The organism is Paenibacillus sp. 01T47, from assembly GCF_056398245.1.
Window position 1 is genome coordinate 775,773 of the sequence record NZ_JBFTPA010000001.1, and the last position, 23,494, is coordinate 799,266.

Annotated in this window: 20 protein-coding genes; 15 read left to right on the top strand and 5 right to left on the bottom strand. The window is 47.1% G+C overall.

Annotation, left to right across the window (positions count from 1 at the left end; all coding sequences use genetic code 11):
- Positions 1-88 precede the first annotated feature (88 nt).
- Together AC1DOV_RS03260 and AC1DOV_RS03265 are read left to right on the top strand one after the other, a co-directional pair.
- A complete protein-coding gene (locus tag AC1DOV_RS03260; protein ID WP_441885134.1) occupies positions 89-907 on the top strand; it encodes a sulfite exporter TauE/SafE family protein in 819 nt (272 codons plus the stop codon).
- 106 nt (positions 908-1,013) lie between these two features.
- Positions 1,014-1,868 (top strand): inositol monophosphatase family protein, encoded by an 855-nt coding sequence (locus tag AC1DOV_RS03265; RefSeq protein WP_477549157.1) that lies wholly within the window; start codon positions 1,014-1,016, stop codon positions 1,866-1,868.
- Between the two features lie 87 nt (positions 1,869-1,955).
- Here the strand turns inward: AC1DOV_RS03265 and AC1DOV_RS03270 are convergent, their stop codons facing one another.
- Both AC1DOV_RS03270 and AC1DOV_RS03275 read right to left on the bottom strand, forming a co-directional pair.
- Positions 1,956-2,870, bottom strand: a complete 915-nt coding sequence (locus tag AC1DOV_RS03270) for an NAD(P)/FAD-dependent oxidoreductase (RefSeq protein WP_477549158.1) — start codon at positions 2,868-2,870, stop codon at positions 1,956-1,958.
- Between the two features lie 62 nt (positions 2,871-2,932).
- Complete coding sequence (locus AC1DOV_RS03275) at positions 2,933-3,418, bottom strand: RrF2 family transcriptional regulator (protein ID WP_477549159.1); 486 nt, start codon at positions 3,416-3,418, stop codon at positions 2,933-2,935.
- Positions 3,419-3,603: 185 nt separating this feature from the next.
- On the opposite strand from AC1DOV_RS03275, the gene AC1DOV_RS03280 reads away from it, so the two are divergent.
- The gene (locus AC1DOV_RS03280; protein ID WP_477549160.1) at positions 3,604-4,761 is read left to right on the top strand and encodes a PQQ-dependent sugar dehydrogenase; all 1,158 of its coding nucleotides are present in this window, start codon (positions 3,604-3,606) and stop codon (positions 4,759-4,761) included.
- Between the two features lie 58 nt (positions 4,762-4,819).
- Here the strand turns inward: AC1DOV_RS03280 and AC1DOV_RS03285 are convergent, their stop codons facing one another.
- Positions 4,820-6,130, bottom strand: coding sequence for a glutamate-1-semialdehyde 2,1-aminomutase (locus tag AC1DOV_RS03285; RefSeq protein WP_477549161.1), 1,311 nt, complete (start codon positions 6,128-6,130; stop codon positions 4,820-4,822).
- A 137-nt stretch (positions 6,131-6,267) separates the two neighbouring features.
- Positions 6,268-7,353, bottom strand: a complete 1,086-nt coding sequence (locus AC1DOV_RS03290) for an LCP family protein (RefSeq protein ID WP_441885144.1) — start codon at positions 7,351-7,353, stop codon at positions 6,268-6,270.
- Between the two features lie 374 nt (positions 7,354-7,727).
- On the opposite strand from AC1DOV_RS03290, the gene AC1DOV_RS03295 reads away from it, so the two are divergent.
- The 8 genes from AC1DOV_RS03295 (at position 7,728) to AC1DOV_RS03330 (ending at position 14,951) form a co-directional block, all read left to right on the top strand.
- The gene (locus tag AC1DOV_RS03295; RefSeq protein ID WP_339206887.1) at positions 7,728-8,753 is read left to right on the top strand and encodes an ABC transporter ATP-binding protein; all 1,026 of its coding nucleotides are present in this window, start codon (positions 7,728-7,730) and stop codon (positions 8,751-8,753) included.
- Positions 8,750-9,544: an ABC transporter permease gene (locus AC1DOV_RS03300; protein ID WP_076271138.1), complete on the top strand. Its 795-nt coding sequence runs from the start codon at positions 8,750-8,752 to the stop codon at positions 9,542-9,544. The genes AC1DOV_RS03295 and AC1DOV_RS03300 overlap by 4 nt, the downstream gene beginning before the upstream one ends.
- Positions 9,545-9,549: 5 nt before the next feature.
- Positions 9,550-10,341, top strand: a complete 792-nt coding sequence (locus AC1DOV_RS03305; RefSeq protein ID WP_441885147.1) for an ABC transporter permease — start codon at positions 9,550-9,552, stop codon at positions 10,339-10,341.
- A 53-nt stretch (positions 10,342-10,394) separates the two neighbouring features.
- Positions 10,395-10,880: a thioredoxin-dependent thiol peroxidase gene (gene bcp / locus AC1DOV_RS03310; protein WP_441885149.1), complete on the top strand. Its 486-nt coding sequence runs from the start codon at positions 10,395-10,397 to the stop codon at positions 10,878-10,880.
- A gap of 234 nt (positions 10,881-11,114) precedes the next feature.
- Positions 11,115-11,711 (top strand): lipoprotein BA_5634 family protein, encoded by a 597-nt coding sequence (locus AC1DOV_RS03315; RefSeq protein WP_477510431.1) that lies wholly within the window; start codon positions 11,115-11,117, stop codon positions 11,709-11,711.
- Between the two features lie 675 nt (positions 11,712-12,386).
- On the top strand, positions 12,387-13,388 hold the full coding sequence (locus AC1DOV_RS03320) for a methionine ABC transporter ATP-binding protein (protein ID WP_477549162.1): 1,002 nt from the start codon (positions 12,387-12,389) through the stop codon (positions 13,386-13,388).
- Entirely contained in the window at positions 13,385-14,047 is a 663-nt protein-coding gene (locus AC1DOV_RS03325; protein WP_076271133.1) for a methionine ABC transporter permease, read from the top strand. The genes AC1DOV_RS03320 and AC1DOV_RS03325 overlap by 4 nt, the downstream gene beginning before the upstream one ends.
- 55 nt (positions 14,048-14,102) lie before the next feature.
- Positions 14,103-14,951 (top strand): MetQ/NlpA family ABC transporter substrate-binding protein, encoded by an 849-nt coding sequence (locus AC1DOV_RS03330; RefSeq protein WP_339206896.1) that lies wholly within the window; start codon positions 14,103-14,105, stop codon positions 14,949-14,951.
- Positions 14,952-15,088: 137 nt separating this feature from the next.
- Here the strand turns inward: AC1DOV_RS03330 and AC1DOV_RS03335 are convergent, their stop codons facing one another.
- Complete coding sequence (locus tag AC1DOV_RS03335) at positions 15,089-16,207, bottom strand: copper amine oxidase N-terminal domain-containing protein (protein WP_477549163.1); 1,119 nt, start codon at positions 16,205-16,207, stop codon at positions 15,089-15,091.
- Positions 16,208-16,419: 212 nt separating this feature from the next.
- Between AC1DOV_RS03335 and AC1DOV_RS03340 the strand changes: the two genes are divergently transcribed.
- The 4 genes from AC1DOV_RS03340 (at position 16,420) to AC1DOV_RS03355 (ending at position 23,353) form a co-directional block, all read left to right on the top strand.
- Positions 16,420-17,739: a polysaccharide deacetylase family protein gene (locus tag AC1DOV_RS03340; RefSeq protein WP_477549164.1), complete on the top strand. Its 1,320-nt coding sequence runs from the start codon at positions 16,420-16,422 to the stop codon at positions 17,737-17,739.
- A gap of 88 nt (positions 17,740-17,827) precedes the next feature.
- The gene (locus AC1DOV_RS03345) at positions 17,828-18,847 is read left to right on the top strand and encodes an AAA family ATPase (RefSeq protein WP_477549165.1); all 1,020 of its coding nucleotides are present in this window, start codon (positions 17,828-17,830) and stop codon (positions 18,845-18,847) included.
- The gene (locus AC1DOV_RS03350) at positions 18,844-20,340 is read left to right on the top strand and encodes a DUF58 domain-containing protein (RefSeq protein ID WP_477549166.1); all 1,497 of its coding nucleotides are present in this window, start codon (positions 18,844-18,846) and stop codon (positions 20,338-20,340) included. Before AC1DOV_RS03345 ends, AC1DOV_RS03350 begins: the two co-directional genes overlap by 4 nt.
- The gene (locus AC1DOV_RS03355; RefSeq protein ID WP_477549167.1) at positions 20,327-23,353 is read left to right on the top strand and encodes a DUF4129 domain-containing transglutaminase family protein; all 3,027 of its coding nucleotides are present in this window, start codon (positions 20,327-20,329) and stop codon (positions 23,351-23,353) included. The genes AC1DOV_RS03350 and AC1DOV_RS03355 overlap by 14 nt, the downstream gene beginning before the upstream one ends.
- The last annotated feature ends 141 nt before the right edge of the window (positions 23,354-23,494 follow it).

Sequence of the window (23,494 nt, forward strand, 5' to 3'; positions counted from 1 at the left end):
CACCGTCAGGGCTTGCCTTGGCGGTGTTATTATATAGCGGGCGCTTCCAAGTAGATGCATCATTATGTAACTGAAAAGGTGAATTCGCATGGAATGGATACTTCTTGTACTTCTTGGCGTTGTAGCAGCGATGTTTGGCAGTATTGTAGGACTTGGCGGCGGTATCATTATCGTTCCTGTCTTAATGCTCATTGGTCCCGCATTAACGGGAGAAGCTATTGGACATGCAACAGCAGTTGGCATATCATTAACGGTATTAGTCGTTACGGCACTTGCATCTACACTGAGCTATGCCAAACGTAAAATCGTTGATTTCCGCAGCGGCTGGATATTTTTTGTGACCAGCGGGCCTGCAGCAATGATTGGCTCCGCTCTTACGGGTAAGCTGCCTGCAGGTGTATTCCAACTTGTTTTTGGTATTTTCATGCTGCTGATGGCATCATTATTAATTGCTCGTGACTACATGAAACCGTTTTCGAAGCAGTGGCCAATCGTTCGAACGATGACCGATGCATCAGGCGAGGTGCATACGTACAGCTATGGTATTATGCCTGCACTCGGCATCGGTTTTGGCGTAGGTCTCATGTCTGGCTTATTTGGAATCGGCGGCGGGTCGCTGTTTGTCCCTCTTATGGTGCTGTTATTTCGTTTTCCGCCTCATATGGCAACTGCAACGTCAATGTTTGTTATTTTTTTATCATCAATTCTAGGGAGCGGAATGCACGTTTATCTAGGTGAAACAGATTGGCTGCTCGTGCTTGCATTAGTGCCTGGAGCTTGGATCGGCGGAAAGCTGGGTGCGGCAATTGCTGTGAAAATGAGCGGCAAGGGCTTACTTTGGCTGCTTAGAGTGACGCTTCTTCTGCTTGCGGGACAATTAATCATTGAAGGCTTGCGTTCATTTTGATATGGTTGGAGTAATCATGCGAAACTTGGTAAAAGCATCAAACGTAGTAGACCTTAACATGGATAGAAATGTTCGTGAATTTACATAGAGGGAAGAGTGATGGATCGTGAATGATCAGAACAGTACTTCCGTCGTTGGCGGTAAAAGCTTTACGGCTGTCGCAATTAATTGTGCGTCGAAAGCAGGAGAATGGATTAAGACGAAGCTTGGCAATTTTGCAAGCCTTGATATAAAGTATTCCTCGCATGATCTTGTTACGGAAATTGATAAAGGTTCCGAGCGTTTAATAAAAAATCTAGTGATGACTCATTTTCCCCATCATTCGTTTTTGGGAGAGGAAGGCGTAGAGCCTGGGCCGGAAGCGTCAACGCGCGCGCTGGAGAACATCCGTGACGCTGAATATTTATGGATCGTTGATCCTATTGATGGCACGACGAACTTTGTTCACGGATTTCCTTTTTTCTGTGTATCCATTGCCTTGGCGCATAACGGCGAGGTGATCGTCGGCGTGGTCTATGACCCGATGAAAGATGAATTGTTTGTAGCCGAAAAAGGCAAGGGCGCGTACGTGCATGGAAAACGGATGCAGGTATCCAAGGAGGATACGCTCCGCGGCAGCTTGGTTGCAACAGGTCTTCCGGCCGACCATCATTATGCGCTGCCTCTAAATTTGAAAGGCATTCAAGCAGTTGCCCCGCAGGTTCGCAATCTCCGTATAGCAGGCTCTGCTGCTATGCATATGGCCTACGTCGCAGCAGGACGCCTGAGCGGGTTTTGGGAGATTGGACTGAATAGCTGGGATCTGGCTGCCGGCTCGCTGCTCGTTCAGGAATCGGGTGGAATTGTGACGAGTACAGTTGGCAAGCCTTACGATTTGGGAACGCGAAATATCGTAGCGTCTAATGGACACATTCAGCAGGAGCTTATCTCGGCGCTTGACGAGGCGAAAGCAAGCGAATAAACGCAATAGACAGCGTGTAAACAAACACCAAAAAAGCAGCTAGGCTTGTAAATTGCCGAAGCTGCTTTTTTTATGAATTTGAAAGTATTAAACTCGGCTATTCCAAGCCTCTGCAAGCAGCTCGCTGTTAATGCCCACAGCAGCCAAAGATCCCATTGAAGCAGCCGTAATGGCTTGATACAGCTCCGTCGCTGCATCACCAGCGCCATAGATACCTGGAATGTTTGTTTTCCCAAACATATCAACAACAATAGTCCCTGCTTCAGTGACCTTGCAGCCTAATGTTTGCGGCAAGTCTGAGCCTGCAGCAAGCTTTGGTGCAAAGAAAATTCCTGTACACGGAACAATAGTACCGTCCTCCAGCACAATTTGCTTCACCATGCCATCGCTAGATTCAATACGCAGGATAGGTGAGTTAAAGGTAGGAACGTTATGCAGCTTAAGCTCCTCACGCTGCTCATCGGTCCATTCATCAGGACCATCGGTACAAATGGTAATTTGGCTTGTCCAACCAGACAGCATTTTGGCAGAGTGCAGCGCTCTATCGCCTTTGACAATCAAGATAAGCGGTTGGTCTCTTAATTCCCAGCCATCACAATAAGGGCAGACGAAGGCGCTTTTGCCATATACTTCAGACAGTCCATTAATATCGAGAGGGATGTCTTTCATTCCTGCTGCAAATAGCAGCTTTTTGCTTTGATAGATTTGTCCTTGTGCAGTCGTAATTTGAAAATGGCCATCGGTTCCAGTGAACGACACTGCAGCATCCTCTACAAAATGAACCGTAGGATATGCGCTAATCTGCTCTTTTGCGACTCGTCGAAACTCGCCCGGACTAATGCCGTCTCTGGTAAGAAAACCGTGAGTTTCGCGAGTAACTCGGTTGCGCGGACGCCCTTCATCAATAACAACTACGCTTTTTCTTGCTCTGCCTAGTACAAGTGCAGCACTCAAGCCTGCAGGTCCCCCGCCAATAATTGCTGCATCGATCATTTGTTCCATGTTAAACATCCTCTCTCGAATGGCTAATTTTATTTTTACGCAGAAAGAGTAGTGAGATTTGTTTATTTCACGGTTTGTGTTAATGGATTGAAGGCAGCAGAGTCTACCACCCACTGGATCGTATGCTGCTGAAGGTACCGCTGCATATGACGTTCAGCACCAATCATCACTTTTTTTACAAGACATCCCTTATTTTCTGAATGGTCAGTGGACTCAGGCTCTAAATCTTCAGCTTCAAAAAATAAATGATGATGCTGATCGTCAATATTAAAGCACTCATATAAAGGCTGTCGTCCCTCAATAACTTGAATGACATCAAAAAATGTAATTTGATCTGCAGCTCTAGCAAGTTCGTAGCCGCCGCTTGCACCCGTCACAGCACGTACGATGCCGTCCTGGCGCAGCTTGGACATAATCTTGGACAAGTAGCTCTCTGAAACTCCGAGAGAAGAAGATAAATCTTTAATACCTATGTTCTGACCGCGCTCAGCATGGGCTAAGTGAATTAAAGCATGAAGTGCATATCCGATACTTTTAGAATATTGCATAGGGTACACTCACCCTCCTTTGATACTTATAGTTAATCATTATGGATCCACGATATCCATTATAGACAACGTGACTCCATAATGCAATGATGTATTACAAATACTTATATTTGCAAGGATTTACAGTGTGTTTTGTCGAATGAAATAGCATGGAAGTACTGGAGATAAGCCAGGAGGAGTGAGCGATGGTGACAGTGAAAAAACGAATTGCTGCGATGATGATGACAACATTATGTTTAGGCATGCTGGTTGCATGCGAACCAAATGAAACATCGTCAACAAATACAAAAGTAAATGAAGCGACGGATAAGCCTGAGAAAACGATGGCAATTGATGAAAGCACTGAGCCGTCAGAGCAAGAAGAGCAAGACGAGGCTTACACTGTACTTGCGAAGGAGCTTCGAGTGCCTTGGGTCATTACTTTTGACGAGGACATTGTTTATATAAGCGAGCGCGAAGGAAATATTGTGAAGGTGGATGGGGATGCGACGACACGTCAAGCGGTTCATTTGCTCAAAAGTGTACATGACCGCGGAGAAGGCGGATTTTTAGGTTTCCTGCTTGCTCCGGATTTCGCTCAGTCTCGAGAGGCCTACGCGTATCATACGTACGAAGAAAATGGTCGTGTGATGAACAGAGTCGTGCTTATTAAACAAAATGGCGGGCAATGGGATGAGGTTCGAGCACTGCTCGAGGGTATTCCTGGTGCTGCGAATCACGATGGCGGACGGCTGGCGATTGGGCCCGACAAGCTGCTTTATGTAACAACGGGAGATGCACAGCAGCCGGAGCTGGCACAGGATCGTAACAGCCTTGCAGGAAAAATCTTGCGAATGACGTTAGAAGGCAAGGTACCAGCGAACAATCCGTTTTCCGGCTCCTATGTGTATTCTTATGGACACCGCAATCCTCAAGGGCTTGTTTGGAATAGTGAAGGTGTTCTATTTAATACAGAGCATGGTCCTTCGGGAGATCCAGGTGGACATGATGAGCTTAATAAAATTGCAGCGGGCGGCAATTACGGCTGGCCTGCGATTTATGGCAGTGCTGCGCAGGAAGGGATGATAACGCCTATTTATCATACCGGCGAAGATGCGATTGCGCCCTCTGGCGCGACAATCGATGAGAACAATCGAATATGGATTGCTGCTTTAGTAGGCGAAGCGCTTTATCGCTATGACCCTGCATCCAAAAACATGGAAAGGGTATTCGAAGGTGAAGGAAGACTTCGTGACGTAAAGATAAAGGACGGACGTATTTATGTCATCACGAATAATACCGATGGCCGCGGTAACCCGTCACCATCGGATGATCGATTGCTTATAGTAAAGCAGGTGAAATAAAAAAAGCTCAGAAGCCTATTTCAGCTCCTGAGCTTTTTTTTTATGATCTAAACAACTATTACAAGTTAGAGAAAGCATAATTAATGGCTTTAATCGTTTCATCAATGTCTGCCTCGGTATGGGCTGTCGTAAAGAACCAAGCCTCATATTTGGATGGGGCAAGATTGATGCCTTGATCTAGCATGAGCTTGAAAAATCTGCCGAACAGCTCGCCGTCTGTATCCTGCGCTTCATCATAATTCGTAATCGGATGATCGCAGAAATGTGCGGAGAAGGAGCCGCGAATTTGGTTAATTGTGAGCGGGATGCCATGCTGCTTGGCAGCGGCGTGCAATCCTGTTGCAAGCTTCGTAGCCAGTGCGTTCATTCTATCGTAAATGCCAGGCTCTTGGAGCAGCTCCAAGCACGCTATGCCTGCTGAGATCGAGGCAGGATTGCCGGCCATCGTACCTGCTTGATAAGCAGGGCCGAGAGGGGCAACCTGCTCCATAATTTCACGGCGTCCGCCGTATGCACCGATTGGAAGGCCGCCGCCGATGATTTTGCCTAATGCGGTTAAATCCGGTTCGATGGCTTGGTGATCAGGGAACGCAACATAGGTCTGTGCTGCTCCGTAATGGAAGCGGAAGGCGCTGATGACCTCGTCGTATATAACTAGCGCTCCAGCTTCGCGAGTGAGCTTGCAAAGCCCCTCTAGAAAGCCTTCATGCGGCATAACCATACCGAAGTTGCCGACAATCGGCTCAACCATAACAGCGGCAGTCTCATGACCCCAGCGATCGAGTGCAGCTTTCAGCGCAGGCAGATCATTAAATGGCACGGTGATGACTTCACTAGCGATGCTTGCAGGCACGCCTGCACTGTCTGGAATGCCCAGAGTAGATGGCCCAGAGCCTGCTGCGACGAGCACAAGGTCTGAATGGCCATGATAGCAGCCTGCGAATTTAATGATTTTGGATTTCTTTGTGTAGGCGCGAGCGACACGAATGGTTGTCATGACGGCCTCCGTACCGGAATTGACGAACCGCACCTTGTCGAGAGATGGGATGGCTTCTTTCAGCATACGAGCAAGCTTAATTTCCAGCTCCGTTGGTGTGCCGTATAGCGTACCGTTCTGAGCTGCACGAACGATAGCTTCTGTAATATGCGGGTGAGCATGTCCAGTAATAATAGGGCCATAAGCAGCTAAATAGTCGATATAGCGGTTATCATCGACATCCCAGAAATAAGCGCCCTCGCCACGTTTCATAAATACGGGTGCGCCGCCGCCTACCGCTTTATAACTGCGGGAAGGACTGTTGACGCCGCCAACAATATGCTGCAGCGCTTCTTCATATAGTTTTTCGGAATTTTGTCGCTTTGTTGTCATGGAAAGCAGCCTCCAATGGGATTCATAGTTGTAAGTCATTTTAAACAAGTTGAGAAAGAGCGTCGTAAGATGAACAGCCGCGACGCACCTAGAAACAAAATACACGCAACTTGAAGCGCCGTTGCGTGTACGTATGTTTACTGCTGTTTATTGCTGTTGTCGCTGCCGCTTGGTGTACTGCTTGGCGAAGCAGTAGGTTCTGGAACGGTGTTGTCTTCCTGCAGCGTCGTTTGTACGAAGGAGCGCAGCTCATCTTCATCTCTAATTCCAATAACAGACGCGCCGCCAACCCGATCCTCCGCGATGAGGTCCATCGGCGGTATTTGTGTTGTGCTGGCCACATGGCTTTTGACGCCAAGCTGACCGAGCTTCAGCATATCCGGCACACTAATGTTTGTTTTCACATAAGGCTGAACGCTTTCAAGAATTTTTTTCATTTGGATAATGTTCCATGTCGATTGAAGCTCTTTGGACACCGCCTGAAGGAAATTTCTCTGACGCTCTGTTCTTGTGAAATCGCTCATCGCATCGTGGCGGAAACGAACGTATTGCAGGGCTTTATCGCCGTCAAGCAGCTGGTAGCCTTTTTTGAGATCAATATCGTAGCGATTGCCGTCGGCGTTATCGGTGTAATGCATATCTTTTTCGACATCAAAGTAAATGCCGCCCATTGCGTCAATCAGGCTTTTAAAGCCTTCAAAGTCGGTATAAACATAATATTGTATGTCGAGACCAAGCAGGTCTCCAACCGTTTTCATAGCGAGCGGATATTCTCCTAAAGTAAGTGCTGTATTAATACGGCCTTTCCCATGTCCTTCTATGCTGACGTAAGTGTCGCGAAGAACGGAGAATAGATGTGCTTTCTTGGTCACAGGATCAAAGGATGCAACCAATATGGAGTCTGAACGAGCCGCTTGCCCCTCGTCTAGCCCGCGAGCGTCACCGCCGAGCAGCAATATATTAACGCGCTCTTTGCCTTCCCATTCAGGAATAGGTACTGGCGTTGCTTCAGCATCCTCGATAGGAGCCTTTGTTGGCTCTGGATCACTGAACTTATCAAGCGCACTGTAAACACCTACGCTCCAATAAATAACAAACGCTGCTACCACACCAAGAATGACAGAGAGGCTGATATAAATCCTTTTCCATCTTTTTTTCTTCGCCATTTTAGCAGTCTCATTTTTCGATTCTTCAGTCGTCTCTTTATTCGTCTCTTTAGGCATTTCGTTAGACGTGCTCCTTTCAGATATTGCGGAATCGTTTTGAAACAATGAGGGTAGATTTCAATGTAAGCATGAGCAAAGATGGCATAGCGAATGATCCGCTCCCAAAAAAAGAAGTTAGCAGAGCAGTATACGTTAGAAATATAAGAACGCATAAGTATGAGCCTTATTAACAGCTTATATTTCATCAACAAACAAAAGCTTCGCTGCACAAGGCAAAGACAGTCGTTTACGCTAGGCGTGAACTAATGTATGATTACATATCATAAAATTATAAAGCTGAACGACATGCAGAAGCAAGTTTTATCGTTTTAAGTAAATAAAGATCGCTATTTCCTAGGAAATGTCGAAGTGGAAGGGGCTATAACAACCAGATGTTAGCAATCGATGTAAAGGATTTACGCAAGCAATTCAGCGTGCAAAAAAACCGAGAAGGCCTATCCGGCGCCCTCAAGGACTTGTTTAAACGCGAGTACAACGAGGTAACGGCGGTAAAGGATATTTCATTTCAAATCCCGCAGGGTGAAATTTGCGGGTATATTGGCGAGAATGGAGCCGGAAAATCGACAACCATCAAAATGTTGACCGGTATTTTGGTACCGACCGCAGGCGAGCTCAAAGTGAATGGCTACGTGCCTTTTAAGGATAGAGAGAAGTTTGTTAATGGGATTGGTGTTGTATTCGGACAGCGGTCTCAGCTGTGGTGGGATATAGGCGTTATTGAATCGTTCCAATTATTGCGCAAAGTATACCGGGTTTCGGAGGCGGATTTCCGCAAACGTCTTGACGAGCTTGTTGAGCGGCTACAGCTTGGCGACTTATTAAATCGTCCTGTACGCAAGCTAAGCCTTGGACAGCGGATGCGCTGCGAGCTTGTCGCTTCGCTCCTTCACAATCCATCCATTCTTTTTCTCGATGAGCCTACAATTGGTCTGGATATCGTCGTGAAGACAGAAATTCGTGATTTCCTGATGCAAATGAATAAGGAGCAGGGTACGACTATTTTGCTGACGACTCATGATCTCCAGGATATTGAAGCGCTTTGTTCTCGCGTCATTATGCTTGATGATGGCCGCATTATCTATGATGGCGGACTGGAGGATCTGAAGAGCCGTTGGAGCAAAGGACGCGAAATTCAGTTCCAATTTGCAGGGCATACTGCGCTTGCCAAGCTGCAGCAGTTGACGAGCACACTCGATGTAACATGGACGATGGAGAATGAAGTGAGCGCAAAAATGTGGCTCCCGCATGCCGTTAATGTCTCGGATGCATTGGCGTGTGTTGTAGGCGGCGTTGAAATTCGCGACATTAAAATTATCGAAACAAACACCGATGACATCGTTCGAAGCATTTATTCCTCTGGCTCTGCGGCAACATCCAAGGAGACGGTTCAATCATGATGAGCGCTTATATCGACTTTATTCGAATACGGTTTATCATGATGCTTGCGTACCGCGTTAATTATTATAGCGGTATCATTATTTATGCGATTAATATCGGCGCTTATTACTTTCTATGGCAGGCGATTTATGGGGACAAGGAGACGCTGGCCGGTTTCACGGTGACCCAAATGACAACCTACGTTGCGGTATCGTGGATGGCTCGTGCTTTTTACTTTAATAACCTGGACCGCGAGATAGCGAATGAAATAAGGGACGGTAGCGTAGCAGTACAGCTTATTAGACCTTATTCCTATTTAGTCGTAAAAATGATGCAAGGTTTCGGAGAAGGCTTGTTCCGAATGCTGCTCTTCATGGTGCCGGGGATGATTATCGTTTGTTTCTTATTTCCCGTTAAATTACCGACAGATCCGATGACCTGGCTAATTTATTTAGTCATGCTGTTCTTTAGCTTTCTTATCAACTCGCAAATTAATATTTTGACCGGCCTATTCGCATTTTTCGTTGAAAATAACGAAGGCATGATGCGAATGAAACGTGTTATGGTCGATTTGTTCTCAGGCGTAGTTGTGCCGATAGCGTTTTTCCCAGGCTGGCTGTCAGCTATTATGCAGTGGCTGCCATTCCAAGCCATTACGTATTTGCCAAGCTCCGTCTTCACGGGGCGGACGCCTAGCGATCAAATATTGCAGGTGTTTGGCATTCAAGTGCTTTGGTTTGTTGGGCTGCTGGTGCCAATCTGGTTAACGTGGCGCGCCGCTCGCAAGCGGTTGTTCGTGCAAGGGGGATAATAAATATGAGATACGCATCATTATTTTTGGAATACATTAAAAACTACGCGAAGACGCGTCTTACTTATCGTGCTGACTTTTGGATCGAGGTACTTTCCGATTTATTGTTCCAAGGGATGAACCTCATCTTTATTCTGATCGTGTTCCAGCACACGCCGTCGCTTGGCGGCTGGTCTGAGGCAGAGGTCGTATTCGTTTATGGTTTCTTCATGATCCCATATGGTGTGTTCAGCACTTTCTTCAGCATATGGAATTTCAGCGAGCGTTATATTGTGAAGGGCGAGATGGATCGTGTTCTAACCCGCCCAGCACACAGCCTATATCAGGTGCTCCTCGAAAATGTAGATCCGCCTTCTTTAATTGGTTCCTTCGTTGGGGCTATTATTATGGTGCTATGCTGGACACAGCTCGGTTTGCCTTTCGAGATTCTTGATCTTTTTGTACTGATGCTCTTAATATTAGGCGCAGTGCTGATTTATGCGGGGCTCTACACGGCACTTAGTGCCATTTCCTTTTATTCGGATGCACCGACTGGAATTGTGCCATTGATGTACAACATTCAAAATTATGGACGTTACCCGGTTAATATCTATAACAAAATGATCCGCTTCGTATTAACATGGCTGCTGCCGTTTGCTTTTGTAGGCGTCATCCCAGCTTCTTATTTTCTTGAGAAGAAGTCGGATGATCTCTCACAGCTCGCGCTCCTAACTCCGGTCATGGGAATTATCGTGTTCTCTCTAGGGCTGTTGTTATGGAACCATGGCGTAAAGCGATACCGAGGAGCCGGCTCTTAAGCGGCTTGGTTTTAATTGAATAGGTGTGCAGCAAAAATGATGGGGGACTAATCATGACACAGCTTCAAGTGGGAGATATGGCACCGGAGTTTGTATTGCCGGCGTCAAATGGAGAAGATGTTTCACTTAGTGATTATCGCGGGAAAAATGTTGTCCTTTACTTTTATCCAAAGGATATGACGACGGCTTGCATACAGGAATCATGTGATTTTCGAGATGCAAACACAGAGATGCTGAAACGAAATACTGTTATTTTGGGGATTAGCCTAGATACGGTAAAGTCTCATCAGCGTTTTATTGAAAAGAAGGAGCTTCCTTTTCTGTTATTAGCTGATGTGGAGCATGAGGTGTGCGAGCTGTATGGAGTATGGCAATTAAAGAAGCTTTATGGCAGAGAGTATATGGGTCTTGTCCGATCGACTTTTCTCATCGATGAAGCGGGCAGGCTCGTGCAGGAATGGCGTAAAGTAAGGGTGAAGGGGCATGCAGAGCAGGTTCTGGATGCCGTAAAGGATTTGCAGCCGGCTGCTGCTAAATAATTGAAAACAGGACGGAGCAGGAAATAGCTGCTCCGTCCTGTTTTTTTTGTTTTGGACTCTTACAAATTTGTCACCTGAATTGTCACCCTAATCGATGGTTGGCAATCGCTATTTTTTATACGATAGGAAATAGAAAACGGACTTGTGAAGGAGGCGTCAACAAATTGTTCAAATAGCTTGAACTCAGCTGATCGCAGAATATCGAATACACACAAAATATATGGGGGAATAAAAATGAAAAAGTTGTTAATTGCAATGCTGTCGCTTGTCGCTGTCATCCTAATCGCGGGATATGTTGGCAAGGACAGCATCATCGAAAAAATATTTCCGCAGGCTAAGGGTGTCATTGTATACGGAGAGAAACAGCAGATCGATGATGTATTAACCAAACATGCCGAGCAATTAGAAACAAAAGAAGTGTACGAAATAAAAATCGAAATTGCTGATGGACAAAAAATAATGTATTTGTCGCAATCCACGATTCAAGGCTTATTGAAAAAAGAACTGCTAACCGAAGTGGAAGCTGACGGCAAAACAAAAAAGGTTAAATCTTTGTCGACTGTTCCAAATGGGGAAGGCTTATTGTTTGCCAAAAAAGAGTCAGACAAGATTAATGGAAATGGGAATCCCATTTCAGTCAAATATGAAGGGAATTTGATTATTGGGAGCGGCCGAGCTTATGTCGATGCATTTGTTGTACTGGAGGATTCATCCTGGTCATCGCTGCAAAAGACAGAAAAAACGATGGCCGTTATGAAATTTAAAGAAAATCCACAAAAGCTAATCGGAAAGTTTGATGTGGAAAGAGACCAGCTTGTAACTTTGAAATAATGGCTTTAGCTAGGGTTGTCGCAAAAACAGAGTTAATCTGCTTTTGTGACAATCCTATTTTTGTTTTGCCTGATGTAACTTAGGGATAGTGAGTCTCTGAGCTAATCGCAGCCAGTAATGCACTCCACTTATCGGACAAATAGCTTACGAACCCAGCAGCTCTTATTTGATCTATTTATAATGGATTGAATTTCTAACGAACTCCAGAATCGTTATTTCGAGCAAAACAGCTCATGGAGTCCTGTACAGTACGCGATAACGTTAATAAGATTCGTTAAAGCTTCAAAAAAGCAGTTTTCTGCATAATAGGCATGATACAGTTCGTTAGCCAAATGGTTTTGGGATGTTATGCGCTGTCTGTGCGATGAAGCGTTGAACCCTTAAGTGTATTTTGGCGAAGGCATCCATATAACAGAATAGAAAAATAACGATTTTGTTCTAAGTAAGCTCTTGCTTCAGCGAGCTTGCTCTTTACTATTTTTGAGACAGTTCCCGCGGTTATGCTGCAAGTGCAAGAGTAAAAAGATGGAGCAGGGAAACAATAGAGGAAGCTTTCTCAAATGAATATATAGCTGTTAAATTATGAAGCACAGTAAAATAGATAATTTTGACATTGACAGTATGCTGTCACATTTATAAAATATGGACTTGCTTGTTAGATAGGGGGTTATAGATTTGATCAGGCTAAACAACATCAGAAAATCGTATCGAGTAGGGTCGGTTTCAGTAGAAGCGGTTCGTGGCGTTAGCTTGAAGGTAAGTAAAGGTGAAATATTTGGAATTATCGGTCATTCAGGCGCGGGGAAGAGCACGCTGCTGCGCTGCGTCAATTTGCTGGAAAAACCAACATCGGGAACGGTAAATGTTGGGAATGTGGAGCTTACCGGCTTGCCAGAGAGACAGCTGCAAGCGCATCGCAGGCGTATCGGAATGATTTTTCAACATTTCAACCTGCTATCGATGTCTACGGTACGAGATAATATTGCATTCCCGCTTGTTCTCGCCAAGCTTTCAAAGGCAGAGGTGAATAAGCGTGTGGATGAGCTGCTGAAGCTCGTTTCGCTTGAAGGTCATGCAGATAAATATCCTTCTCAACTTTCGGGAGGCCAGAAGCAGCGTGTTGGTATCGCGAGAGCGCTCGCAAACAATCCGGATGTATTGCTCTGCGATGAAGCGACATCGGCATTAGATCCGCAGACAACGAACTCGATATTATCATTGCTGCTCGACATTAATGAGAAGCTAGGAATTACAATTTTACTTATAACGCATGAAATGAACGTAATACGTTCGATATGTGATCGTGTCGCTGTTATTGATGATGGAGAAATCGTTGAAATAGGCGATGTGCTGCATGTATTTTTAAAGCCGGAGCATCCGGTTACCCGCGACTTTGTTGACCAAGCATCGGATAGCGCCGTGAATGGACAATTGCTGCGAGGCCGCTCAGGGCGCCTGCTTCGCATGACTTATATTGGCGAGTTGACTTACGAGCCTATTTTGTATAATGCGGTGAAGCCAACGTCTGTTCAATTTGCGATTTTGCAAGGAACCGTTTCGCGTATGAAGCACACGCCTTATGGTCAGCTTATTGTGGAATTGATCGGCAGCGCCGCGGAGATTGATCAAGTGATTGATGTTTTACGTAGAGATGGGCTGGAGGTGGATGCGATATGATGAGCTTCGAAAACGTACGTATTCCTGAAATTTGGGATGCTACGAAGGATACGCTCTATATGTTGACAGCCTCGCTCGTGTTTACAATTATTTTCGGATTAATCATGGGCGTCGTCCTGTTTCTAACTTCAAAACGGCAGCTTCTGCAGCAGCCTATTGTGTATGGCATCCTTTCATTTATCGTCAACGTACTGCGCTCGGTTCCGTTCGTTATATTGATGATATTGATCATGCCGCTTACAAAAATCATTACGGGAACGACGTTAGGCGTAGAGGGGTCTATCCCGCCGCTTGTCGTAGCAGCAACGCCTTTCTTTGCAAGGCTGGTGGAAACGTCGCTGCGTGAGGTAGATCGCGGCGTTATTGAAGCGGCTCAGGCAATGGGTGCATCAAAGTGGGATATCGTACGCCGCGTGCTGCTCCGTGAATCTAGTCCAAGTTTGCTAGCTGCGGTTACAATAACGGCAGTCACACTCGTCTCTTATACAGCGATGTCGGGTGTAATCGGCGGTGGTGGACTTGGTGACTTGGCACTGCGCTACGGATATCAACGTTTCCAAACCGATGTGATGCTGGTAACCGTCGCGCTTCTTATCGTGCTCGTACAGGTGCTGCAAACGATCGGGGATTCCTTAGTGCGTCGTTACAGCAGAAAATAAATAAGTAGAAGCATGATGCAGCTCAGAATGAATTGACAACTATGGAGGAATGAACATGAAAAAGACAAGCTATATGATCGTAACTTTAATGCTGATGTTTGCATTAGCAGCTTGCGGACAAAACAAAAATACCGATGACAACTCAGCAGGATCAAATGCTAATCAAGGAACAGAAACGCCTGGAGCGGTTAAGCTGAAGGTTGGCGCTTCTCCTGTTCCACATGCGAAACTGCTTGAATTTGTAAAGCCAATGCTCAAGGAGCAGGGCGTGGATCTCGAAATTATCGAGTTCAATGACTACATCCAACCGAATACACAGCTTTATGAAAAAAATATTGATGCTAACTTTTTTCAGCATACACCTTATTTGGATCAGTTCAACAAAGACAAAGGTTATGATCTTGTAAATGTAGCTGCTGTTCATATTGAGCCGTTTGGCGCTTATTCAAAAAAGATTAAAAAAATCGATGAGCTGAAGGATGGCGCAAAAGTTGTAATTCCGAATGATCCATCGAATGGCGGACGTGCACTTGCCCTTATGGCTTCAAATGGACTGATTACTCTGAAGGATGGCGTAGGCGTTAGCGGAACTGTATCAGACATTGTTGCTAACCCGAAGAAGCTTGATATTAGAGAAGTAGAAGCAGCGACATTGCCGCGTGTCTTAGGTGAGGTTGACCTTGCTATGATCAACACGAATTACGCGCTGGAGGCCGATCTAGTTCCTACAGAAGATGCACTGTTCATTGAAGGAAATGACTCACCTTATGTGAATATTCTTGTTGCGCGTCCAGACAATAAGGATTCCGAAGCGATACAGAAACTCGCTGCAGCGCTTCGTTCACCTGAAGTGAAGAAATTTATCGATGAGACCTACAAAGGCGCGATTGTTGCTGCATTTTAAGCAGGTCGTACTTTAATTAAAATGATAAAAAAGCTGAGCATGCGAGTAATCGCTGCTCAGCTTTTTATGTTTTGTGCATCACTGCTATTGTTAGTCAATGCTTTTATACCGAATCTCTGCCGACAAGCTCCTTCTTATTACGAAAGGCTTAAACTATAGGTTTGATTATCCTTGTCGTACGGGAATCCATTTTTGAAATACAAAATATCGCCTTCACGCTTGATGAACCTTAGGTAATCGCCGAGATAAGGAAGATCATTTGTTTCTACATACTCTTGCTGCTTAGCATCCAATAATTCCTTGTAAAGTACTGTAGTCGTCATACCATCTCTATGCACAAGTTTTAAAATGCCGTTTTTATTTGCACGCAAGAGAAAGACATCCTTGTCAAAATACTCAATAAAATAATTGTCATCCTCTCCGCCTAGGCTAACCAAATCAATCGTTTCAATGACGTCTCCGGTGCCATCTTTAATCAGGCGCAAAGTTTTGCCATCATTCAGGAGCAATTGGCCGTCTGCTAGAGTCACATTTTGCTCCAATCGACGGAAATAATAAACGCTGGACTGCTGGATGACTTTGCCGCCTTTTATGACGAGTGTGTATAGCTGATTGTGAAGATGCGGTTCACCATAGTTATCTTCTAGGTTAAGTACGAGCAATCCACCCGGTGTTTTTTGAAATTTGAAGGTCAAATAATCATAAATGGATCCACCTAGCTTTGTGAGCTCTCGCCGCACACCCTTGCCGTCTGTGACGTAGACAATGCCTTTCTTAGGCTCTACGGTGTAAGTTGATCCATCGTATGAGTAGATATATTGCTTGAACGTTTTTAGATGATCAGCCTTTATCGTCTTTCTCTTGGCGTCCCACGTAATATGATCTCCGCCCAGTGCACCAACAACGAAACGGACAGGCAAATAAACATTTTTCTCATACAAAAATGGTGCGCTTTCGAGCTTAACCATCTTTCCATCGAGTACGCCTGTTTTGCTGCCTAGTCGCACCGCAATCGATTTATTCCAACCGTCATATTGAGCCCGCTTTCCCGCTTTATCCCATTTCACTTCAAGCCCCGCTCCGCCTCGGACACTATCCATTGATACGAATGTAACGCCATTTTTTACGAGTGCTCCTCCATATGAGCGAATGCCGGAATCCCAATTAAACTCATAGCTTGCCTGAGATGCCGCATTGACAGAGGTTGGCAGCAGGAGTGCAAACACCAAAATAACGGCTGCAATGCTCCATTTCATTACAATCACTCTCCTGAATTTCAATTAAATGGAATATATATGGAATGAAGACGCGAATGCACCACAATAAGTTGCGCACTGCTGTCTTCATGTTTTATTCGAAGCTGACATTTGAAATTGACTAGCATAGACATTTACCAGTTCAACTGTTCATATAATCTATCAGAATGGCTCAGTTTATTATTCATAGGTAGAGAAGGGTGGCAGCGTGAATGCAGCGGATGTGGCGGGTAGCGATTTGTATACTAGTTGTTTGTTTTGGTTTGTTTAAGCCTGATGGTTTTGGGGTGAATAAAGACGATGCTGCAAGTGATCAGAAGATCGTACAGGCAAGTGCCGCTGCTGCGGTTACGAATGATGAGGCGATGCCGCTTCTAACGGTGCAGGCATCTTACGATACCGAGAAAAAGCAGGAGCAAGGCAAGTCGTCAGCTGCTGCTGCTTCATCGCAAAATGATAGAGTTAAAGCAGATTCACTAGGATCAGATCAAAAGATTTTATATTTAACATTCGATGACGGACCTAGTAAGAATACAGAACAGGTGCTGGATATTTTGAAGCGGGAAGGGATAACGGCAACTTTTTTTGTGCTTGGTGAACATGTATTGAAGCAGCCGGAATTAGTTAAACGGATCGTGAAGGAAGGACATGGAATTGGCAATCATACGTTCGACCATAAATATGATCATTTATACGGAAGTTTTGCTGAATTTGCTGATCAGGTGATGAAAACGGATGAAGCTATCTATCGTACAACTGGGGTTAGAACCACCTTAGTTCGCGCGCCGGGCGGCACATATAGCAATTTTGATCAGGGATACTTTGATGCGATGAAAGCGGCAGGTTATCAGGTGCATGACTGGAATGTAGACAGTGGAGATTCAAAGCGGCAGGGCGTGCCAGCCTCCGAGATTATGACGACGATTAAAGGCTCAAAGATTGCAAGCAAGCTGAATGTTTTGCTTCATGACAGTGCAGGGCATGCAGAGTCTGTTAAGGCATTGCCGTCCATCATTAAATATTACAAAGATAAAGGGTACACATTTGCTAAGCTGACGGATCAGGTTGAACCTATTCAGTTTAGGGTGGCAAGCAAACTCAAGTGGAGCAGAAAGCAGGTCACGCAGCAGGAAGTGGATAAGCTCACTTTGTTTTCGGAGAAGCTAGGTCAAAGCAGCCTGTCTGCCCAAACAAAGAAGCAGGTTCCAAACTTAATTTTGCATCGTGGCGAGAAAAGTCTCGTGCTGGCGTCAAGCGAATACGGAATAAAAAACGGCGCCATCGAAGTGTCGCTGCAAAAGCTTGTGGAATGGATTGAAGACAGCACGGAACTTGAGCTGAATACTGATTCCATAGAATCGTACGTAAGCACAAACCAGGTACAGCCGAAATCCGGCAAGGAGAAACCTGTGATGGATGAGCACAAGAAGCAGATCGTGGTTCCAGTGCGTGAGACGCTGCAAAAACTTGGAATTGCGATAACAAGATATGTGTACAACGATACCGATCGGGAAATTTGGATAACGGAGTAATAGAAAGGTTTCTAGCAGGTCTAAAGTGAGAGAAAGCTGGGGACACTGAAAAATAGATAGATTTATTTTTCAGGAGGCGATTTATACGATGATTTCTCCCCAATTTTCTGAGGATGCTAAAGAGGAACGTTATAGTCATTGGCCGGAAGCACCACAGGTGCTGCTGCATCGATTGCTAGTAAAGGTAGAGAGTGTATTGCTAGGCAAGCAGCAGGTCATTCGAAATACGCTAACTGCACTTCTGGCTGGCGGACATGTTTTGCTAGAGGATGTGCCGGGTGTTGGCAAGACACTGCTCGCTCAGGCGTTTGCTAGAGCGGTCGGTGGAGATTTTAAACGAATACAGTTTACGTCCGACATGCTTCCGGCTGATATTGTTGGCGGAGTCGTGCTTGATGCACGGACGAGTGAGCTGGTCTATCGGCCTGGACCGATTATGGGCAATGTGGTGCTTGCTGATGAGATTAACAGAACGTCGCCGCGCACGCAGTCTGCGCTTTTGGAGGCTATGGAGGAAAGACGAGTGACGGTAGAGGGGAAAACCCGCAAGCTGCCGGTTCCTTTTATGCTCATAGCTACACAAAACCCACTTAGCTTCGAGGGGACAAACACGCTGCCGGAAGCACAATTGGATCGGTTTATGATGAGGCTGACGATTGGCTATCCCGGCTCATCGGAAGAGAAGCGGATGCTCGAGCAATACGCGAATGGCAATCGAATTGAACCCGAACGGCTTCGTCCTGTCATTGCTACGGAGGAATGGCTGCAAATGCAGGCTGAGGCAAGGCAGACCCATATGCATCCGGCACTGCTTGAATATATGGTGCAAGTAGCCGATGCGACAAGGCGCGCGCCTGAGGTTGTGCTGGGCTTAAGCCCACGCGCTCTGCGCGACTGGCTGCGGGCATCACAGGCGAATGCGTATATGGAAGGACGCGGATTTGCGATACCAGATGATTTGCTGGCGTCAGCTGATGCTGTACTTCCGCATCGTTTGTCTTTGCGTTTTAACGCGACTGCGGCTGGTGCTGATGCAGCTGCAGTTATGAGACGGACGATACGTGAATGTCCGATGCCTGCTGCAGTAGGAAGCGGGAAGCGCCGATGAATGCACCTTTTCAAGATGAATTATTGCAAGGCGGAACGCCGGAGAATGAGGCTGTTGATACGACGACTTATACTCATGAGGGTGACAACACAGCTCCGCTTGATAGGAGTGGGCAAAGAGCAGCGACGGTACAAGTAAAAGAAGCTGTCCTTGTAAATAAGGAATGGGATCAACTAGCTTATCCTTATCGTACGAGATGGATCGCTTGGTGTATCATTACGGCGGGCTGGGCAAGCAGCTTGGCAGCTGTCATGATGCGGGGCGGTGCAGTAGAGTGGTTTATGTTATCCGTATTCAGCATGATTATAATCATTAGCGGGCTTGCGCCTATTATGGCTGCCAAGGGATTAACTGCAATGAGAATGATGCCGCAAGAAATGACAAGAGAAGGCGGGCAGCTCGAAATTAGCCTGAGAATAAAGCGTTCTTTGCTCATACCTATTGTATGGATAGCTATTTCTGATGAGACGAGTAATGAAAGTTCATCAGAAAATACGAAAATAAGCGTGCGCACGGTGCTAATGCCAATGTTCCGCCAAGTGATGACCTACCGATATACTCTTCATAACTTACGGCGCGGGCGTTATCCCTTCGAGCCTATATCGATTACAGTGGGAGACTGGCTCGGCTTGTCAGCGATCCATAAACGTTTATATACCGCAGGAGAATTTGTAGTGCTGCCAGGACTGCCCCATGCCGAGCAGGTACATAAAGCGGAACGTGCAAGAGGCACAGCATTATACGCTGTGCAATCTTTGACAGCTGATCCAAGTACGGATCACCTAGGAGATGCGGGTCGGGAGGAAATCAAAGCGGCGGTGAGTGCGGCGGGACTTGGACCAGACAGCCGTCCATATCGTGAAGGAGATTCACTGCGTCATCTGGATTGGCGAAGTGCAGCTAAAGGTCGCGGCTTACAGACCAAAATCCATCCTTTAGAGCGGCCAGCCAAAACAGTTATTGCTGTCGATACGCTTGCTTCGGCTTATGGGCAGGACGATCGGTTGTTTGATGCTTGTGTAGGCTGGGCTTCGCTTGCACTAGCACAGTCTGCTTCACTCGGCCACGCTGTGACACTGCTGCTTGGACAAGGTTCTCCTGTCATGCAATCATCTGTTGATGGAGGAACACAGTCTGATTTATCAGAGATGCTGCATGCCATGGCATTGCTTCGCGCAGATGGAAAGGGCTCTCTTGCTGGGAGACTCGCCGAGGAATCAAACCTGCAAGCACGCGGCAGTACGATACTTGTATTTACTGCGGATTGGAGAGGCGGCCGGAGTTGGGGAGAGCTTGCTGGATTCGCAGGCGAGCAAGGCTGCAGGCTGGAACTATTTATTATTACACGCAGCAATGTACCTACCTTCGCTATGCGCGAACAACAAAAATGGTTGGAAAGCGGCGGCGTCAAAGTGACGTGGCTGCATGTCCCTTCGAGTATGAACGCGCTCCCTTACGCCGAGGAAGGAGGCGACAATCATGAGTTTGCTTAAAAGCGATGTAGTAGGGAGGAGCGATAAACCTCTGAAAGCTGAGCATAATTTACTCCGAGGTGAAGCGGCTGAGGAATCGTTTGAATACCGTTTGATCACAACATTGCTGCTGTTCGGACTGCTATCGGAGTGGCTGCTGCCTTGGGTGAATGCAGGTGAGTGGTCGGCTATTTATAATCCTGCCCCGCTAATTTTTGTTATTGGTGTGGTGCTGCTGGCAGGGCTGTTTCGTTTGCCGATTGCACTTTCGTTCATTATGAATGCTTTGTTATGCATATTAAGTCTCATGTGGATTTATAAAAGCGCTGATCAAAGCAGTTTGCAATGGCTGCTTGCGTTTCCAGGCATGTTTAGAGACCATTTCGTTCTGATTATAGAAAATGGGCTGTGGTCAATGTCCGGAGAGCTTCGGACTTTGCTGCTGTTTATAGGCTGGGCGATGCTTGCACCTGCATTGCAGGCTTTATTATGGATGCGGCAGACCGCTCTGGGCATCGCATGTTTCACGTTAGTTTATTTGATTACGCTGCATGTCTGGCTGGGTATGGATGTAATGGGAGGCTTAATGCGAACCGTGGCAGAAGGACTCCTGCTAGGTGCCATTGTCTCTGTACCGCGTGTTAAGCGAATGATTAATACAGGTGCCGGCAAGCTTAGGGGTCTTGATATGCGCTGGTTATCAAGCTCCGTTTTTGTTGTACTTATGATACTTGGCTGCGGTCTTTTGTTTGCAGGCGGGAAAGGTGAAACGATGCCGCCTGCTAGCTGGACTGCCTCTCTTAATGATCGTTTAGAGCAAACCATTCAGTCTATGGGTAATCAGCAAGGGTCGATCCATGTAATGGGGCAAACTGGATTTGAACGATTAGGCAGTGCATTTACGGGTTATGGTTTTGATGACGGCGTGCTGGGAGCACCTGTACAAAAGGATAACAGCGTATTATTTACAGGCAGCTCCACTGAGAAAGCATACTGGCGCGGGGAGTCAAAGCAGGTGTATGACGGCCGGGGCTGGATTGATACCACGGGTAGCTCTGTGTTGCGTCCTATACGAGGCTCTGATGTAGCAGCCTCCACTGAGGCAGCAGCAGAAGCTGGAAATAAGCAGCTGGGTCCGCTCATTCGACAAACCGTAGTTTGGTCTAAGCCGACAGCGGGGATGCCGCTCTTTGCATCAGGCCACTTTGGCAATGTGACAGAGCTTGTTGCAGCTGATCCGCGCAGGAAGCTTGGAAGTTACGTATACAATGCGGATAAAGGCTCTTTATACGCACAATCGGATACGGCGAAGATTGAGAAATATACTATAGAGAGTGTGCTCTCCATAACGGATGAAGCACAATTGCGCGCTTTGAGCAGTACCGCTGACGATAATGTATCGTCAGGTGACGGAGCGCAGGCGGCAACAGTAGAAAGTGCTGCGGAGCTTGAGCCTTATTTGCAGCTGCCCAGTAGTCTGCCAAGCCGCGTAACTGCATTAGCTGCTGAGGTTGCGGGCGGCGGAGTTACGAGCCGCTACGATCAGGTGAAGGCGATCGAGGACTTTTTGAAAGCGAGCTATACCTACTCGCTGGAGGACAGTGCAGTTCCGCCGGAAGGAAGCGACTTCGTCGATCATTTCCTCTTCGAGCAGCGGCAGGGCTATTGTGTGCATTTCTCCACAGCCATGGTCGTATTGCTTCGTTCGCAAGGGATACCCGCTAGGTGGGTGAAAGGCTTTACTTCAGGCACTCCAGTGGGGGAGAGCGCGGAGATAGGCTCGCTGAGTACGAGCAGTGGAAGTAATGATAGAGGGTCGCAAGGGACGATAGATACGAGTACAGGAAGTATGAAGAATGAACAGCTGAGTAGTGGGAGTCATGATAGCGGAGCTCAAGGAGCTCTAAATAAGAGCGGCGGAAGTAATGATAGCGGGAAGCAAGGAACGCTAAATAAGAGCAGTGGAAGTAAGGATAGCGGGAAGCAAGGAACGCTTAATTCGAGTACAGAAGGTTTGAATAGGGAAGGGCTAAGCGCGGGAAGCAGCAGTGCTGGGCAAACCACTGAAAATAGTTTGAAGCTGGTGGATTATGAGGTTAAAAGCTCAGATGCGCATGCTTGGGTTGAAGTATATTTCCCAGGCGCAGGCTGGGTACCCTTTGATCCGACGCCGGGATTCAGCGATGTATCGACTATCGCGTCCGTCGGTTTTGTGGACGGACAGCTTGCTGCTCCTGCGATGGGTGCAGCAGGAACAGCAGCAACCGGAGCAAGTGGTCTTAGCGAGTCCAGCTTATCGCGGCTCGCTGCTTCATTCGAGGCGGCGGCAGAAGCCATTGCACGAGGAGCAGACGCCCTCGTGCATGCGGCGCAAAGCGCCGCCAAGAGCGCAGCGGCGGCATCGCCCGCCGCTGTAGTTACCGCATGCGCGGCCGCGCTAGCGCTTGCGGCCGCGGCCATTGCTGCGGCACAGCACCAGCGGCTTCGCCTCTCGCTGGCGCTGCGCCGCTATGGCGCGGCTCACGCCGGCATCGCGAAGCTCGCCGGCGCAGCCGCGCCCTATCCGTCACATGAATCTGTGACGGACATGGATGCAGCGCCAGCGGCGGTCGCGCGCTGGCGCACTGCCACTGGCGGCGCGGCGGAGGATATGGCGCCGCGCAGTGGAAAAACGCCGCGCGACGCCGATGGGCGGATTCGCGCGAGCTTCATTGCAGTGAGCAGCGCGTTAGCGCCGCTGCTGCAGCGCCGTTTCGGCGTGCAGGCGCCGGGGCAAACGGCGCGTGAATATGCGAGCGCCGCTGAGCCGACGCTCGGTGCGGAGCAGCAGGATGCGCTGCGCCAGCTTACAAGCTGGCTTGAGGAAGCACATTTTGCTGCGCCTGGTCCTTGGCCGGGTGCACCTACTCCTTCTGCACTGCGGACAGTTCTGCGGGTGCTGGACAAGCAGCCCATTCAGAAAGTGAAGAAGCACTCCGCGGATAAGCTGCAAAAGCAGAAGAGAAGCGACATTCCAGTCAAGGCTCCTAAATAGTTGCAGGAGACGATGATACATTTTGGCTCCAGCTGTAAGTCGATTTATATAACGAAACATGAAACGCAGTTTAGCTGGAGAAACCACCGTTAATATGGTGTACTTTTGAGCTTTTATTGCAATAGGAGGAATTTCTCCCGT

Coding starts and splice junctions, on each gene's coding strand:
- AC1DOV_RS03260 (WP_441885134.1), top strand. CDS start 89: ATGGAATGGATACTTCTTGTACTTCTTGGCGTTGTAGCAGCGATGTTT.
- AC1DOV_RS03270 (WP_477549158.1), bottom strand. CDS start 2,870: ATGGAACAAATGATCGATGCAGCAATTATTGGCGGGGGACCTGCAGGC.
- AC1DOV_RS03275 (WP_477549159.1), bottom strand. CDS start 3,418: ATGCAATATTCTAAAAGTATCGGATATGCACTTCATGCTTTAATTCAC.
- AC1DOV_RS03280 (WP_477549160.1), top strand. CDS start 3,604: ATGGTGACAGTGAAAAAACGAATTGCTGCGATGATGATGACAACATTA.
- AC1DOV_RS03285 (WP_477549161.1), bottom strand. CDS start 6,130: ATGACAACAAAGCGACAAAATTCCGAAAAACTATATGAAGAAGCGCTG.
- AC1DOV_RS03290 (WP_441885144.1), bottom strand. CDS start 7,353: ATGCCTAAAGAGACGAATAAAGAGACGACTGAAGAATCGAAAAATGAG.
- AC1DOV_RS03295 (WP_339206887.1), top strand. CDS start 7,728: ATGTTAGCAATCGATGTAAAGGATTTACGCAAGCAATTCAGCGTGCAA.
- AC1DOV_RS03300 (WP_076271138.1), top strand. CDS start 8,750: ATGATGAGCGCTTATATCGACTTTATTCGAATACGGTTTATCATGATG.
- AC1DOV_RS03305 (WP_441885147.1), top strand. CDS start 9,550: ATGAGATACGCATCATTATTTTTGGAATACATTAAAAACTACGCGAAG.
- bcp (WP_441885149.1), top strand. CDS start 10,395: ATGACACAGCTTCAAGTGGGAGATATGGCACCGGAGTTTGTATTGCCG.
- AC1DOV_RS03315 (WP_477510431.1), top strand. CDS start 11,115: ATGAAAAAGTTGTTAATTGCAATGCTGTCGCTTGTCGCTGTCATCCTA.
- AC1DOV_RS03325 (WP_076271133.1), top strand. CDS start 13,385: ATGATGAGCTTCGAAAACGTACGTATTCCTGAAATTTGGGATGCTACG.
- AC1DOV_RS03330 (WP_339206896.1), top strand. CDS start 14,103: ATGAAAAAGACAAGCTATATGATCGTAACTTTAATGCTGATGTTTGCA.
- AC1DOV_RS03335 (WP_477549163.1), bottom strand. CDS start 16,207: ATGAAATGGAGCATTGCAGCCGTTATTTTGGTGTTTGCACTCCTGCTG.
- AC1DOV_RS03340 (WP_477549164.1), top strand. CDS start 16,420: ATGCAGCGGATGTGGCGGGTAGCGATTTGTATACTAGTTGTTTGTTTT.
- AC1DOV_RS03345 (WP_477549165.1), top strand. CDS start 17,828: ATGATTTCTCCCCAATTTTCTGAGGATGCTAAAGAGGAACGTTATAGT.
- AC1DOV_RS03350 (WP_477549166.1), top strand. CDS start 18,844: ATGAATGCACCTTTTCAAGATGAATTATTGCAAGGCGGAACGCCGGAG.
- AC1DOV_RS03355 (WP_477549167.1), top strand. CDS start 20,327: ATGAGTTTGCTTAAAAGCGATGTAGTAGGGAGGAGCGATAAACCTCTG.